The organism is Granulicatella sp. WM01, assembly GCF_004570605.1.
Classification (GTDB): domain Bacteria; phylum Bacillota; class Bacilli; order Lactobacillales; family Aerococcaceae; genus WM01.
The window spans coordinates 14570-31338 of sequence record NZ_SPPB01000006.1 but is presented as its reverse complement, the minus strand read 5'-3'; the positions used below and the strand labels follow the sequence as shown (position 1 = coordinate 31338).

Annotated in this window: 12 protein-coding genes and 1 other RNA gene; 2 read left to right on the top strand and 11 right to left on the bottom strand. The window is 33.1% G+C overall.

The window, feature by feature from the left end:
- Positions 1–105: 105 nt before the first annotated feature.
- Positions 106–2181 (bottom strand): type I DNA topoisomerase, encoded by a 2076-nt coding sequence (gene topA, locus E4T68_RS01855; protein WP_135123563.1) that lies wholly within the window; start codon positions 2179–2181, stop codon positions 106–108.
- Positions 2182–2341: 160 nt separating this feature from the next.
- Here topA and ssrS point away from each other — a divergent pair.
- Positions 2342–2530: non-coding RNA, 6S RNA (gene ssrS / locus E4T68_RS01850), on the top strand.
- 780 nt (positions 2531–3310) lie between these two features.
- Positions 3311–3904 carry a glycerol-3-phosphate 1-O-acyltransferase PlsY gene (gene plsY / locus E4T68_RS01845; RefSeq protein ID WP_135123560.1) on the top strand — a complete coding sequence of 198 codons (594 nt, stop codon included), beginning with the start codon at positions 3311–3313 and terminating at the stop codon, positions 3902–3904.
- Positions 3905–4349: 445 nt separating this feature from the next.
- Here the strand turns inward: plsY and E4T68_RS01840 are convergent, their stop codons facing one another.
- The 10 genes from E4T68_RS01840 to E4T68_RS01795 form a co-directional block, all read right to left on the bottom strand.
- On the bottom strand, positions 4350–5249 hold the full coding sequence (locus E4T68_RS01840) for an ABC transporter permease (protein ID WP_135123559.1): 900 nt from the start codon (positions 5247–5249) through the stop codon (positions 4350–4352).
- Between the two features lie 12 nt (positions 5250–5261).
- Positions 5262–6224, bottom strand: a complete 963-nt coding sequence (locus E4T68_RS01835) for an ABC transporter permease (protein WP_135123557.1) — start codon at positions 6222–6224, stop codon at positions 5262–5264.
- Positions 6224–7177, bottom strand: coding sequence for an ATP-binding cassette domain-containing protein (locus E4T68_RS01830; RefSeq protein ID WP_135123555.1), 954 nt, complete (start codon positions 7175–7177; stop codon positions 6224–6226). Before E4T68_RS01830 ends, E4T68_RS01835 begins: the two co-directional genes overlap by 1 nt.
- Positions 7174–8175: an ABC transporter ATP-binding protein gene (locus E4T68_RS01825; protein ID WP_135123553.1), complete on the bottom strand. Its 1002-nt coding sequence runs from the start codon at positions 8173–8175 to the stop codon at positions 7174–7176. Before E4T68_RS01825 ends, E4T68_RS01830 begins: the two co-directional genes overlap by 4 nt.
- A 346-nt stretch (positions 8176–8521) precedes the next feature.
- Complete coding sequence (gene acpP / locus E4T68_RS01820; protein WP_135123551.1) at positions 8522–8752, bottom strand: acyl carrier protein; 231 nt, start codon at positions 8750–8752, stop codon at positions 8522–8524.
- Positions 8752–9768 carry a phosphate acyltransferase PlsX gene (plsX, locus tag E4T68_RS01815; protein ID WP_135123549.1) on the bottom strand — a complete coding sequence of 339 codons (1017 nt, stop codon included), beginning with the start codon at positions 9766–9768 and terminating at the stop codon, positions 8752–8754. Before plsX ends, acpP begins: the two co-directional genes overlap by 1 nt.
- A 45-nt stretch (positions 9769–9813) precedes the next feature.
- A complete protein-coding gene (gene recG / locus E4T68_RS01810; protein ID WP_135123547.1) occupies positions 9814–11802 on the bottom strand; it encodes an ATP-dependent DNA helicase RecG in 1989 nt (662 codons plus the stop codon).
- Positions 11803–11990: 188 nt separating this feature from the next.
- Positions 11991–13661 (bottom strand): DAK2 domain-containing protein, encoded by a 1671-nt coding sequence (locus E4T68_RS01805; protein ID WP_135123545.1) that lies wholly within the window; start codon positions 13659–13661, stop codon positions 11991–11993.
- Positions 13662–13678: 17 nt separating this feature from the next.
- A complete protein-coding gene (locus E4T68_RS01800) occupies positions 13679–14041 on the bottom strand; it encodes an Asp23/Gls24 family envelope stress response protein (RefSeq protein ID WP_135123543.1) in 363 nt (120 codons plus the stop codon).
- Positions 14042–15030: 989 nt separating this feature from the next.
- A complete protein-coding gene (locus tag E4T68_RS01795; protein WP_135123541.1) occupies positions 15031–16752 on the bottom strand; it encodes a phospho-sugar mutase in 1722 nt (573 codons plus the stop codon).
- Positions 16753–16769: the final 17 nt, after the last annotated feature.

Below are 16769 nucleotides of genomic sequence, written 5' to 3'. Positions count from 1 at the left end.
TAAATTAAGGTCTATAACTACCTTATTTAAAGCCATTTAAGTTTATTTCTCAATAATAGTGGATCGCATGTGTATCATCAATACATTTTAAGAAGATTTTCTATGTCATTTTTGTACATCTTCTTTGTAGTCACATTGACTGCATACTACTTGTTTCCCACCTCTAACTTTCTTCTCGATAAGGTAGTGATTATCTTTTGGACATTGTCGCCCAATTGGTTTATCCCAAGACACAAAATCGCAGGTTGGATACAAAGAACACCCATAGAAAATTTTATTTTTCTTAGATTTTCGTTCAATGATTTCACCTTGATGACATTGTGGGCAAACTACACCAATTTTTTTCACAATAGCTTCAGTATGATGACACTCTGGGAAATGGCTACATGCATAAAATTTTCCATATTTTCCTACTTTTATAACCATAGGACTTCCACATTCTGAACAATCAAATCCTGCTGGTTCATCTTTAATTTCAATCTTTTCGATACTTGTTTCAGCTTTTTGTAAATAAGTACTGAATGGACGATAAAATTGATCAATAACATCTTGCCACACTCGTTTTCCTTCTTCAATATCATCAAGATCTGTTTCCATATTCGCCGTAAATGTAACGTCAACAATATTTGGAAAGAATGTTGTAATTAAATGATTGACAATTTCACCTAGTTCTGTTGGTTCAAATCGTTTTGTCACTAGTTTAACGTAATAACGTTTTTGTAATGTATCTAATGTTGGTGCATACGTAGAAGGTCTACCTACTCCATTTTCCTCTAAGACTTTAATTAATGTTGCTTCAGAATATCGTGCAGGTGGCTGAGTAAAGTGCTGAGTAGAATTGACCTGCTTACTCAAAATGTTATCATTTACTTCTAAATAAGGTAGTGGATTAGCTTTTTCTGCTTTTTTATCATCCAATGATTCTTCATAGACGGTTAAAAAACCAGGAAACGTAACAGTAGATCCACTTGCTTTGAATTGAACTTGATTTTGTTCTAATGTTGCTTGTACTGTATCATAAATAGCAGGTGCCATTTGACTAGCAACAAAACGCGACCAAATTAACGTATACAATTTTAATTGTTCTTTTGTTAAATACGCTGCTACCGCTTCAGGCGTACGCCAGACACTCGTTGGTCGAATGGCTTCATGTGCATCTTGAGCAGATTGACTTTGCTTACCTTTTTTCAAAACACCCACAAATTGAGTGCCATGTTTTTGTGTAATGTAGTCAGACACTTCAAGACGAGCAACTTCTGAAATACGTGTCGAATCAGTACGCATATATGTAATTAAACCAACTGTTCCTTGTTTCCCCAATGCAACACCTTCATAAAGTTGTTGTGCAATTGCCATAGTACGTCCCGTTCTAAAGTTCAACTTACGAACAGACTCTTGTTGTAGACTACTTGTTGTAAACGGGGCAGCTGGTTGTCTACGTCGCTCTTTTTTCACAACTTGGCTAACTTTGTACTCTCTGCCTGTTAATTTTTCTTGGATTGCCCTAGCATCTTCTTCCGTTTTTAACTCAACTTTTTTTCCATTTATACCATAAAACTGTGCAGAAAAAATGTGCTTATCTTTAATAAATTCTCCTGCAATTTGCCAATATTCAACCGGTATAAATTGATTTATTTCTTGTTCACGTTCGATAATTAATTTTAATGCCACAGATTGTACTCGTCCAGCACTCAATCCTTTTTTTACTTTTTTCCACAAAATTGGAGAGATTGAATAGCCTACTAATCTATCTAAAACACGGCGTGCTTGTTGTGAATCCACTAAATCCATATTAATTGGACGTGGCGTTTTAAATGCTTCTTTAACAGCATCTTTAGTGATTTCGTTAAATACCACACGTATATTATCCGTTGGATTTAACCCTAATAGAAACGCCAAATGCCAAGCAATTGCTTCTCCTTCTCTATCTGGGTCACTTGCTAAATAAACATGATTAGCTTTAGATGCATATTTTCGTAATTCTTTAATTAAATCCCCTTTTCCACGAATAGAAATGTATTGCGGAGTATACTGCTGCTCAATATCTACTCCCATTTTACTCTTTGGAAGATCTCTCAAATGTCCCTTACTTGCTACAACTTTAAAATTCTTTCCTAAATATTTTTCAATGGTTTTCGCTTTAGCTGGGGATTCTACAATGACTAAATTTTTATATGCCATATATTACGTCCTCTTACTTCTCATTCTTCATACAAATTCTTTTCTATACTATGCTATAATTTTTCTAATGTCAATTAAATTATTAAAAAAATCTTATAACTTCCTTATCTTTGTTCAATAGCATTTACTTTTTTTTGTTTTATTGATATAATTAGTGTAAAGATTTCTGAGGTGTTCGTGGTACTTTATATGTGTTGACCTTACGTTTATTTTTTGATTAGGGATTCTAATTGTACTATGTGCTAACATGCCCTTTCACTTGGTAGTTAAATAGCATAGGCTAAGAAACCCACCTGTTTTCTAACAGGTTCAAGACTAAAAAGTACATTAACGGCATTGCGGATTTCTTTTTTTAATGAAACAACACGGTTGAACACCTCATCCGTGTTTTTATTTACCTATTAAAATACTCTATCTATTGTTTTGAGTGAAATAAATAGTAATCTCTACAAGCTAGTTATGAAGGCACACACTTCATATATTAAACTATCCAACTAACTATTCATTTGTACAAACTAAAAAACTATGGAAAACTTTCACAATATATCCATCCAACTTCAAAATACATTCAATCCATGATAATTGACCAATGTATAATGGCTAAAATTACATCTAGCGATCCTTCTCTCGAGAACAAATTTACAAACCACTCCATTAAATCTTTTTTTGCTTCTTTAATGGGCATTCAGATAGACTATCACATACATAGACATAATAATATACGCTCAATTAATTAGCATAATAATCTTTACCACAACTTGTATTTAAGAATAAATTATGCTATTTCTTCTCTCTAACCCCCAAAAATAAATGTTAAATGATGACAAAATCCTTTTTCTAAAATATAGTACCTATCTAAAAGTACTTGTTTTGTATAGGTATTTGATTGTGAATGTGTATAATAAGATCTACATATCTGTATTCTACTCTAGCATAAATAGTTATTTTTTAATATACCATTTATCTGTTTCAATAATATTTCTGTACGTGAAAAACTTCTATACTCTCCTTTCTATATAAGATATTGCATTACTTTATCTTATAATATAACACATGAATATCATTTAGAACTTTCTATTTTATCAAAAAAATGCTACACTTAACATATCATATAACGATAGGAGAACTTATGACAATTTTTTTTCTTATACTATTGAGTTACACGCTCGGATCTATTCCAACAGGAATTTGGATAGGCAAATATTATTACCATACAGACATCAGAAAACACGGAAGTGGCAATTCAGGATCTACCAATACCTTTCGTGTTTTAGGAAAAAAAGCAGGCACAATTGTTTTGTTAATAGATATTTTTAAAGGAACACTTCCTACTCTACTAGCTATTTTATGTCACGTTTCTTTGCACCCTATATTAATTGGCTTATTTGCTATTTTAGGGCATACATTTTCAATGTTTGCACATTTTAAGGGAGGAAAAGCTGTTGCAACGAGTGCAGGGGTTATCTTGGCTATTTATCCTTTATTTATATTAGTAGGCATCTGTTTATTTGGTATTCTACTCTATTTCACACGCATGGTCAGTTTATCTAGTATGACAACGGCAATTCTTTTAGCTATAACCTCTTGTTTTACTCAAGATTGGATATTTTCAACTGTTGCAATATTGCTTGCCTTATTTATTGTTTATCGTCATCGCACAAATATCGTCCGTATTAAAAATGGAACGGAATCTAAAGTCCCATTTGGATTTAAAGTAAAGTAATACTCTGTTTATATGTGTTATTAGCCATAATACAAGCAAAACATATATTACATTTGATACGTAATACATGCAAAATTATCATACAAAAATACATATCATATTTTATACATACAAACAGTTCATGTGAACGGACTGGGAAAAAACTAAGTATTTTCTGAATTAATATTTTTAAAACTGAAAACAATCAACATTTATAAATATTGATTGCTTTCAGTTTTTGTTATTTAGATACTTTTCCCAGTCTCTTTGTATAAGGTTTCGTACATGGTGCATGAATTCTTTTTATTTATTGTACAATATCATCTTCATCTGCCAACATGCCTTTATAGTTATGCTACATATATAAATTTTCACCTTTCATGCAGGATAGATTTCTCTAATTTATAGTTATGTTTCCAAACAATCTAAAAAAGCACAGATTAAAAAATCTGTACTTAAAATAAAACTATCCTAAACGTTGTTTAGAGTCGGAAGCACGTTGTAATGCTTGACCGATATAATTAATACATAACATTAATACTAAAATCAATAGAGAAGCTGGTAACCATACCCAAATTTTATTTTTAATAACATCAGAGTTACTTGCATAACTAATTAATGTTCCTAAACTTGGCGTTGAACTTGGTAAACCAAAACCTAAATAACTTAGTCCTGTTTCTAACCCAATATTCCCTGCAAATGCAAGAACTAAGTTAACAATAATCACAGAACTCATATTTGGAACTAATTCACGTGTCATAATTCTAAAATCGCTTGCCCCTAATGTTTTAGCTGCTTTAATATACTCTAATGCAGATTCAGACAATGCTTTACTGCGATACAAACGTGTATACGATGTCCATGAAAATGCACTCATAATTAAGATAAATGCAAAAATTGAGTATTTTGGTACGATTTGTAAAAAGGCAATAATGAATAATAGTCTAGGAAGTATGCTGACAAAATCTACAACACGCATGATTCCATTATCTACTCGACCACCATAATAACCTGAAATTGTTCCGACAATTAAACCAATCATACTAGAAATAATAGTGACTGAAAAACCAATCGTAATAGAATTTCTAGCCCCAATAATTAATTGCCATAAAATTTCACGTCCTGCCTCATCAGCACCTAAAATAAAATGTTTTGTTCCCGGACTAGCATAACGATTCAAAATAGAAACTTGCATAGCTTTCTCTGTATCTAAAAACAGAGATACTATAAATATCGCAGCAATTAATAATACAAAAATAATGAATGACGCCATTGCTACTTTATCACGTTTAAACTCTCGAACAATGACACCAAAACCTATTACGGCTTTTTTATTATCTTGTTCTTTATTTTTAGTTTTAGCCATATTTTCTCCTTTCTATTGAATACGAATACGTGGATCGACAATCGCAATTGCAATATCTGAAATTAACGAACCAAATAATCCAGCTAATCCATACATTAAAATTAAAGCAACCATTAATGAGTAGTCACGACCATTAATAGCATCAATAAATAGTTTACCCATTCCAGGGAATGAGAAAATATTTTCAAGAAATACGGAACCACCTAAAACACTTGTGATATCATATCCAATAAACGTAACAATAGGTAAAATCGAATTTCTAAAAATATGTTGTGAATACACTTTATTCATAGGAACACCTTTAGCACGTGCTGTTTTAACATAATCTTGCCCCTTAGAATCAATAATACCTGTACGCAAATATTGAATAGTAGATACTGTTGTTAAAGTTCCTAGAATAATTGCTGGCAGTAAAATATGTTTAAATCTATCTAGTACATAAGCCAACCCTGTTAATCCTGCACCTGCTGTTTCAGTTCCACGTGTTGGGAACCAACCTAATGTATATCCAAACAACCAAATAGCAAGTAAACCAGCAACAAATGTTGGGATAGAATAATTTAAGAAATTCAAGAAATTAATTGTTTTATCCGCCCATGAATTTTGATAACGTCCGGCAATCATACCTAATGGAACAGCAATAATATACATAATAATTGTTGTCAAAATAGATAACCAAACTGTTTTTTCTAAACGCTCACCAATCGCATCTACTACTGGACGTTGGTTGGCATAACTTATACCAAAATCACCACGCAACGCTTTTGCTGCCCAATCAATGTATTGTTCATGCCAAGGTTTATTCCATCCATTTGCCTCACGTAGTGCTTCAATATCAGCTACTGTCAAAGAAGAATTCGCCTTACCAGTTAATGCATCTCCAGGCATTAATTTTGCCAAGAAGAACACGATTGCACTCAAAATAATAATTTGAGGAATCATGACCAAAACACGCTTTAGAATAACTTTCCACATTAGGCATTTCCTCCTTTCTGTACTGATGATAAAGCAACACTATGCGTAGAGCTAATAGGTTGTAAGTCATATACTTTACCATTTTCATCAAAATACTCAGAATTATTTTTTTGATATTCTTGCTCTACTTTCAAACGTTGTAACTTATTTTTTTCAGCATTTGCTGGATCAATGGCAGGAATTGCTGATAATAAACGGCGCGTATAAATATGTCTTGGATCTTTATAAACATCTTGTTTATTGCCATATTCAACAAAGCGTCCACGATACATAATCATCAAATCATCACACATGTGTTTTACCACACCTAAATCGTGTGAAATAAATAAATATGCAACACCATATTCTTCTTGAATACGTTTCATGTAGTTTAATACTTGTGCTTGAACAGATAAATCAAGAGCAGATACTGGCTCGTCAGCAATAACTAACTTAGGACGTGTAGCAATCGCACGGGCAACACCAATACGCTGTCTTTGTCCTCCTGAAAATTGATGTGGATATTTTGTTAAGGCATCTTCAGAAAAACCAATAATATCAATTAACTCATGAATACGACGTTTTTCTTCATCAGGTGTTAATTTTTCAAAATTACGCAATGGTTCCGCTAGTATATCATAGATACGTTTTCTAGGATTAAAACTAGATAACGAATCTTGGAAAATCATTTGAACATTTCTACTATATTCAGATGTTCGTTTATTCAATAATTTTGTCACATCTTGACCATTATATATAATTTGACCTGAAGTGATTTTTTCTAATCCAATAATAGACTTTCCAATTGTAGATTTCCCAGAACCAGACTCTCCAACTAAACCATACGTTTTTCCTTCTTCAATGCTAAGACTGACACCATCAACAGCAAACACATGGTCTGTCACACGATTCCAAAATCCTGTACGGATTGGATAATGCACTTTTAAATCTTTAACTTCAATAAAGCTCACTATTGTTCAGCCTCCCCTTCAAAATGAAAATGTTTATAACAAGAACAACGCACAAAATGCCCTGGTGATACTTCATGCATTTGTGGATTTTCTTCATGTGCATCTGCTGGAATCCAAGGGATACGCTCTGCAAAACGACATCCTGTTCTCGTTAAATTAATTAGAGATGGTACACTTCCTTGAATAACGTGTAAATCATCTTCACTATCATCTTGTGGGATAGATTTTAACAATGAACGTGTATACGGATGTTGTGGATTTTCAAATAATTCTTGCACAGGAGCCACCTCAACAAATTGACCGGCATACATCACTGCCACTTTATCAGCTGTTTCAGCCACAACACCCAAATCATGAGTAATCAAAATGATACCTGATTCTGTTTCTTCTTGTAAGTCATTTAATAAATCTAAAATTTGAGCTTGAATAGTAACATCTAATGCTGTTGTAGGCTCATCGGCAATAATAATTGGTGGCTTACACGCCAAAGCAATAGCAATCACGACACGTTGCCGCATTCCTCCAGACAATTCATGTGGATATTGTTTAGCAGTACGTTTAGGATTTGGAATACCTACCTGTGCTAATAATTCTAATGCACGCTCTGAACGCTCCGCTTTCGTCATTGACGTGTGATACACCAATGTTTCCTCAATTTGTTGTGAAACAGTCATTAACGGATTTAAAGCAGACAACGGATCTTGGAAAATTACTCCAATGTCATTCCCACGAATTTTCTCATATTGTTTTTCAGTAAAATTAATTAAATTTTCCTGACGGTACATCACTTCTCCGCTAATACTCGTATTTAAAGGTGAGTGCAAACCAACAATAGTTGTTGCTAATGTGCTTTTTCCACAACCAGATTCTCCCACAATTGCTAAAACTTCATTGCTTGATAATGTAAACGACACACCATCTACAGCATTATAAAATTCGTCATTAAAACGAAAACCTGTACATAAATCACGCACTTCTAGTAAAGTTTTTTTGTATGTCAAAGATTTTCCTCCTATTCCTTAATGTTACTATACTAATGCTCAATACAAATCGCATTAAAAGTATTATAAAGTTTTCTCTCATTAAAAGCAACTAATTTTTCATATTTTTCTCATTTTTTCTATTGTCATCATATCATATAAAAATAATACCTCTAACAATATCATACAGTAAGATATAAATAAACAGTTACATTTATTGTATACTATACAGTCAAAAATAACAATATAAAGTCCGAAAAAAATAAAAATGGAGTACACTACGTTCCCGTTACTCCATTTCTATTTTAAAATCAATCAATTAGTTCACTACATATTGATTTCAAAGATAGACTGTCGCTTTTATCTATTATCTTTTGGCAATATAGTCAACAACATCTTGAATTGTTGCAATTTTTTCTGAATCTTCATCTGAAATTGTTTCACCAAATTCATCTTCAAATGCCATTAATAATTCTACTACAGAAATAGAATCAGCTTTCAAATCTTCTTTAAAACGTGTTTGTGGTGTTAAAGAACTTTCCTCACATTCAAATTGTTCAGAAACTACTTTAACAATTTTTTGATAAATATCTTCCATTAGCTTATCTCGCTTTCTTTAGTTTCAAAGTAGTGATTCACGTTGTCAATAACATGTGAATCCAATATTTTTCTAATTTGCTTAATTGTATAAAATACCGCTGTTTTATCTGCGGAACCGTGTGTTTTAACAACTGGAGCTTTTAATCCAAATAATACTGCTCCACCATGTTTAGAATAATCTAATACATCTTTAATATTTCTTAGAGCATCTTTTACTAATAATCCACCTATTTTAGTTTGAAGATTTCCAGTTTTTATAGTTGCTTTAATCAACTGAATTAATGCCATTGCAGTCCCTTCAACTGATTTCAGTACTGCATTTCCAGTAAAGCCGTCTGTTACAACGACATCAGCTTTCCCATTCATTAACTCACGAGCTTCCACATTTCCAATAAAATTTAATTCTTTTTGTTGTACTAGCAATTCATGACTTTGTTTGGCTAGTTCGTTTCCTTTACTTGCCTCAGTCCCATTATTTAATAACGCTACTCTTGGACTATCAATACCAAGTACAGTTTGTGCATAATAATTTCCTAATAAAGCAAATTGAACCAAATGTTTTGCTTTACAATCTGCATTAGCACCCACATCCATAAATACAAAACATTTTGTCGTATCTGTCATCACTGGCAAAGTAGGCATCAATCCTGGTCTTTCAATACCTTTTATTCGTCCAACAATAAACAATCCCGCCGCTAACAAGGCCCCTGTGTTTCCGGCTGAAAACAACGCATCAGCTTCTTTATTTTTAACAGCTTGTGCTGCTAAAACCATTGAGGCTTGTTTTTTAGAGCGAATAGCCTTAACTGGTTCATCATCACTAGCAATTTTTTCTGTTGTATGTACAATAGAAATCCGCTTATTATCACCAGTTAAATACGGCTTAATCTGATTTTCATCACCATATAACACATATTCAATATCTTCAAATGTTTCAGAGGCTTGAATAACACCCTCAATAATAGCTTTTGGTGCATTATCTCCCCCCATTGCATCAACTGCAATTTTGTACATGTATTCACCTTCTTTTCATTATGTATCATACCAAAAGTAAGTCTGTTAAACAACTATTTCGTTTTCTTTCTCTAAGATAGTCACATACTCTATAGCATCTTGAGTTGCTTGCATGACAATGTCACCATCTCGTATCAAATCAGCACATTTAAAGTCAGGAACACCCGATTGTTTAATCCCAAAAGCATCTCCTGAACCACGCATCTCCAAATCTTTTTGACTCAGATAAAATCCGTCATGACTTTCACTCATAATTTTCATTCTTAATTTCCCTTGTTCCGTCTTAGGATTGGCAACTAAAATACAATACGACTGATGTTCCCCTCTCCCAACGCGTCCTCTTAACTGATGCAACTGAGCTAAACCAAATCTTTCTGCATCTTGAATGACCATTATCGTTGCATTTGGCACATTAACCCCTACTTCAATAACTGTTGTAGACACTAAAACCTGAATACGATTAGCACTAAATTCATTCATAATGGCTTCTTTTTCTTGTGATTTCATACGTCCATGCAATAACGCTACTGTCACACTAGAACCAAACCACACTTTGAGTTGTTCGTACATTTCCTGTGCATTTTTTAAATCATTATCTAAACTTTCTTCAATCAATGGTGCAATCACATACGCTTGTTTTCCCTCATGAATGTGTTTTTTCATAAACGCCAACACTTTTTCCATTTCATTCTCTTTTACCCAGTATGTTTTAACCACTTGTCGATTCTTAGGCAATTCATTAATGACCGACACGTCCATTTCTCCAAACACACTCATTGCTAAAGTTCTTGGAATAGGTGTTGCACTCATGTAAAGTACATTTTCTATACTCGCCTTATCTTTTAACAATTGTCGTTGCTTTACACCAAAACGGTGCTGCTCATCAATGATAACTAATCCTAAATTGAAAAAATGAACATCTTCTTGAATGAGAGCATGTGTTCCAACTAAACAATCTATCTCTCCAGAAGCAAGCTGTTCTAAAATACATTTTCGCTCCTTAGTTGTTGTACTACTTGTTAATAATGCAAGTTTAATTGATGTTTTGTCAAATAATTTTTGTAAAGTTTCCAAATGTTGTTGTGCTAAAATTTCAGTAGGTACCATTATAGCACTTTGATAATTAGCACTCATAGCAGCTAAAATAGCTAAACTTGCTACAACAGTTTTTCCACTCCCAACATCTCCTTGGAGTAAACGGTTCATGCAAAATGGTGCCAGTAAATCTCTACAAATTTCATTCATGACACGCTTTTGTGCTTGAGTTAACTCAAAAGGAATTGTCGTAATATAATCTTTCAATACAGTATTATTATACCGAATAGATTCGACTCTGTTTCGGTATCGTTTCTTTTTTAAAACAACTAATTTATACTGATAATCAAATAGTTCTTGATAAACCATGCGACGATAGGCTTCTTTTGAAAGGTGTTGCGAACTTGGAAAATGCATTTGTCTTAATGCTTGTTCAAATGATAAAAACTGATATTTTTGAACAAGATGTACAGGCAAAGTTTCTTGGATACACTCGGAATATTCACAAAATGCCTGTTCAATCAATTTGACCCATACACTTTGTTTAATGCTCTTATTGGTATGATACACCGAAGCAAATTGCTGCTCTTGTTCCTGCTTAGTTGCTAACACCTTCATACCCATTAGCATCTGTTTCTTTTCGTCCCATTTTCCATATACAGCAATGTCCATTCCTTGTTCCAAACGGGACTTTAAATAATGCTGATTGAAAAAGACTACCGTAATAATCTCATGCTCAATAGCTAATTTAAAACGTAAACGATTTTTTCTAGCTCCATAAAACGATACTACAGGTTCGGTGACAACAATACCTTTTATAGTTACTTTATCTTGATCAATAATTTCTGATATTTGTCTTATCTGAATATCATCATATCTAAAAGGAAAATGCATGAATAAATCAAAAATAGTGTCAATTCCTAATTCATGTAAACTCTCCAAACGTTTAGCCCCTACCATTTTCAAATTGGCGACAGAATCTTGTAATGACTTCATCATATCACTCCTTTATCACTCAATTATACCATTGCAAGACACAGATTTACATAACAAGCTGAAAAACTGCATAATATCAACATATTTAAGTGAAGATATTATACAGTTTTTACTATTTTCAACTTTTTACATTCTTTTTTCTGCTTAGACAATTCACTATATGCTTGATTTTCACACTTTAATTGATTAGTCTATTCAACAGAAAGTAAGTAATGGTATACAGGTTGTTGCCCATTTTGAATATCAAATTCAATATCTGCATAATCACTTTGTAGACGTTCAACAAGTGCTTCTGTATCTTCTACACTTGCATCTTCACCAACTAAAATAGTCACAATTTCAGTATCTTCATGAATCATACATGCTAAAGTTTGTGCCAATGCATCCATTTTATCTTCGGTAGATAATGTGATTTTCCCTTCAACAATGCCCATATAATCATTGTTTTTAATGTTTATACCGTCAATTTGAGTATCTCTAACGGCTATTGTAATTTGTCCACTTGTGACATAATTTAAAGCACTCGTCATACTAGCATGATTATCTTGTAAACTTGCCAATTCATTAAATGCCAATAAACTTGCCATACCTTGTGGAATAGTTTTACTTGGTACAACAACAGCAGGCACTGGACTTACTTGTGCTGCTTGTTCAGCAGCCATTTGAATATTTTTATTATTCGGCAAAATAATCACTTGCTTAGCATTTGCTTCGTCTATAGCATTTAAAATATCTTCCGTACTTGGATTCATCGTTTGTCCACCGTTAATAATCACACTAACACCTAGATTTTTAAATAGTGTTTGTACACCTTCACCTGCTGCAATAGCAATAATACCAAATTCTTTTTTAGGCTCTTTTTTTTCAGCTGCTACTTTGTTTTGTAAAACATCTTCATGTTGCAAACGCATATTATCTACTTTAATTTTCATTAAAGATCCAAATTTTTGTCCATAGTTCATCACTTCTCCAGGACGCTCTGTATGCACGTGAACTTTTACAATTTCATCATCAGCAACTACTAATAATGAATCTCCCAATCCATCTAAGTATTGGCGGAAAGTTTCGTAATCAAACTCATCTGTTACAGTTTGGCCATCTCCTATTTTAACCATAATTTCTGTACAATAACCAAATGTAATATCTCCTGTTTCAACTGAATGTGCTGCATTAGCAAAATTCTCATGATGAGCAACTGCTGCTAAATCAGCACTAACACCTTTTCCAAAACTTGTTGGCATTTTTTCGCCAGTCAATGATTCTAAAAAGCCTTCATACACAAATAACAACCCTTGTCCACCACTATCTACTACACCAACTTCTTTTAATACAGGCAATAAATCTGGTGTTTTATCTAATGCTACACGTGCTCCATTAACGATTGCACGCATTACATCAATAATATTATCTGTTTCTACTGCTTTCTTTTCTCCTGCTTGTGCAGCCTCACGTGCCACAGTTAAAATAGTACCTTCTACTGGCTTCATAACCGCTTTATATGCTACTTCTACACCATGCGTAAAACCTTGTGCAAATTGCTTGGCATCTAACACATCAAATGCTTCAACTGCTTTTGAAAATCCTCTAAATAATTGCGATAAAATAACACCAGAATTCCCACGTGCTCCCATAAGTAATCCTTTAGCTAAATCATTTGCTAACTCACCTACTTTAGTTGCTTCTGATTGACTCACACGTTGTGCTCCAGACGTAAAAGACATATTCATATTTGTCCCTGTATCGCCATCTGGAACAGGAAAGACATTTAAAGAGTTCACTAATTCCGCATGTTCATCTAATCTCTCTGCACCTACTTGAACCATCTCTTTAAATGCTTGTGCTTGTAACTGTTTCATTTCCACGGTTTAAATTCCTCCCACTACTCTTCTACCACACGTACGCCTTGCACATACACATTTACAGCGTCTACTTGAATATTTAAGAAATGTTTCAAGTCATAACTTACTCGTGACTGCACATTTCTACAAATTTCAGACACTTTAGTCCCATAATTAACAAAAATATACACATCTACAACGATATGATCACCTTTTTGTGTCACAATTACACCACGTGAATAATTTTCTTTTTTTAAAATCACATTCAAATTATCTTTAATTTGATTTTTACTTGCCATTCCAACAACACCGTAATTATCTGTAACAGCTGTTCCTACGACAGTTGCAATAACATCATTCGTTAAATCAATATATCCGTCTTGAGTTGTCATTCTTACTGACATTAGTATTCCTCCTTTAAATTTCATGTTCATGTTTTGACATTCAAAATTTAAACTCAATTCATATTACCACAGATTCTTTATAATTTCTATTTTTTTCTTACATAAACTCACTCAGCATTAAATTTACATGAATTTACACTAAAAATATCCCTAATCTTCACTATTCTTTAACCATATTTTTTATCCAGCCTATTTTTAGATAGCTCTTACAAAATAAAAATATCTTAATCTTAAATACGCAAACATACCTCTATTCATATGATAGCACTACTTAAAAACATGCACAACGTAAAATTGGTTTCCCATAAAATACATTCTTGCTAATAAAAACCTATTTTCCCATTATTTAATGCTGCCCAAATAAAACATTCTTGAATGGACATAACATTAATTTGGGGGAAATCACCAATGGATTGTCTGCGTTATCAAGTTCATTTTGTAAATTTTCTTATTTTAATAAACACAAACTACTCTATTCTAATGTTTGTATTTTTTCATGTTGTTTTTCAAAAACAATTGACATTAAGGGCATGCTGACACTATGGAGTGAACAATTCAAAAACACTTCATCATATCCACCATTCTATTTATAATGTTGATTTTTTATTCCAGTGCACTCCATCAAAAGTCAACTATTCTAATCTTTTTCTTGGTTTTAAATTTAATAGATTGACAACTTTTTAAATCACTTATTTTCCTTCAGCCATTGGATTATCATTATGCATCAACAAAGCTATTATAAACGTTACCTTTTCCAAAGATTGCATACTGCTCATCATCTCTAAATAGCAACCAAGACTAAAACACCTTATCTCATTATAACAGAATAGCATTATCTATCAAACTGTTAATACCATTCTATTTGATAATGGCAAAATATTAAACGTACAATAAAATCGTGTTGGCAAACAAAAAGAGTTCGCCAACACGATTATTTTCATATCACTAAGTGAAACAAATCTTTTTCATCAACTTAATGTGTCAAAGACCTACGCCTCAAGTAATTCATCAATACTAACTTGAATTGCACGTAATTTTTCCTGTGCTTCTTCTTGAGTAGTTGCACACACTCCAATATAGAATTTAATTTTTGGCTCTGTTCCACTTGGACGAATAGCCACCCAACTGCCATCTTGTAATATGTATTTCAATACATCTGCACTTGGCATATCTAAGGATGTTTCTTGCCCATTTTGATGAATAGATTTAGAGTTTTTGAAATCTTGTGTCATAGACACATCAATCTGTCCAAATGTTTTTAATTGCTCTTTTCTAAACTTAGCCATTAAAGACTGAATTTTTGCTACTCCTTCAATTCCAGATAGTGTAACTGAAATTGTTTCCTCTAAGAAATAACCATATTTTTCATAAATTGCTTGTAACCCATCATAAAGAGTCTGTCCTTTTTTCTTATAATAAGCAGCCACTTCAGCTAATAATACTAAGGCTTGAATAGCATCTTTATCTCTAACAAATGGTTTAACTAAATAACCATAACTTTCCTCAAAACCAAATAAAAATGTCTTAGATAAATCTGATTCATATTGTTTAATTTTATCCGCAATAAACTTAAATCCAGTCAACACATTAACCATTTCAACTTGATAATGTGCAGCAATTTTACTTGGCAACTCACTAGATACAATAGATTTAGCAACGGCACCATTTTTAGGCAATGTTCCTGCTTGTATGTGTGCATTTAGCAAATAATCTAACATCAAAGAAGCAATTTGATTCCCTGTAATCACTCGATATTCTCCATTTGACATTTTTACTGCAGCACCTAGACGATCAGCATCTGGGTCTGTAGCAATCAACACATCTGCCGATGTTTCTTTACCAAGAGCAATCGCATATTCAAACGCCTTTGGATCTTCTGGATTTGGAAGAGCAACTGTTGAGAAGTTCCCATCAGGTATAGCTTGCTCTTTAACTAAATAAACAGACTCAAATCCAGCTTGTTTTAACGCTTTCTCTCCCAACTCTTTGCCTGCTCCATGCAACGGCGTGAATACTAATGTCATTTCTTTTGCCATTTCTTTTACTAAGGCAGGGTTTACAGTAACTGTTTTGACAAGATCCAAATATGCCTTATCTAGCTGCTCACCTTGTAAATGCAGTAAACCTTTCTCCTCTAATTCTGTTTGAGTTAATACATCAATTGTCAATGGACTATCTATTGAACGAATAAATGTCGTTAAAGCATCCGCATCTTGAGGTGGCATCTGCCCACCATCACTTCCGTAAACTTTATATCCATTATACTCAGCAGGATTGTGACTAGCTGTAATCATAATACCCGCAAATGTTTGAAAATGACGAACAGCAAACGATAATTCTGGGGTTGGACGTAATTCTTGGCATAGGTAACTTGGGATGCCATGTACACCTAAAACTTTAGCAGCTTCAAGTGCAAATTCAGCAGATTGATGTCTTGAATCATAAGCAATTGCCACACCTTTTTGTTTAGCCTCCTCACCTACACTTTCCATAAACAAGGCTAATCCTTTAGTTGCTTGTCTTACTGTATAAATATTCATACGATTAATGCCTGCCCCTAATTGTCCTCTCATTCCAGCAGTTCCAAAACTTAATGGTTCATAAAAAGCATCTTCAATTTGTTTATGAGTATAGTTATCTAAACTTTCTTTAACAGTTTTATCTAAATTCTCAAAGTTTTTCCATTCGTGATACACATTTTCCCAATTCATAATATTCTCTCCTGTCG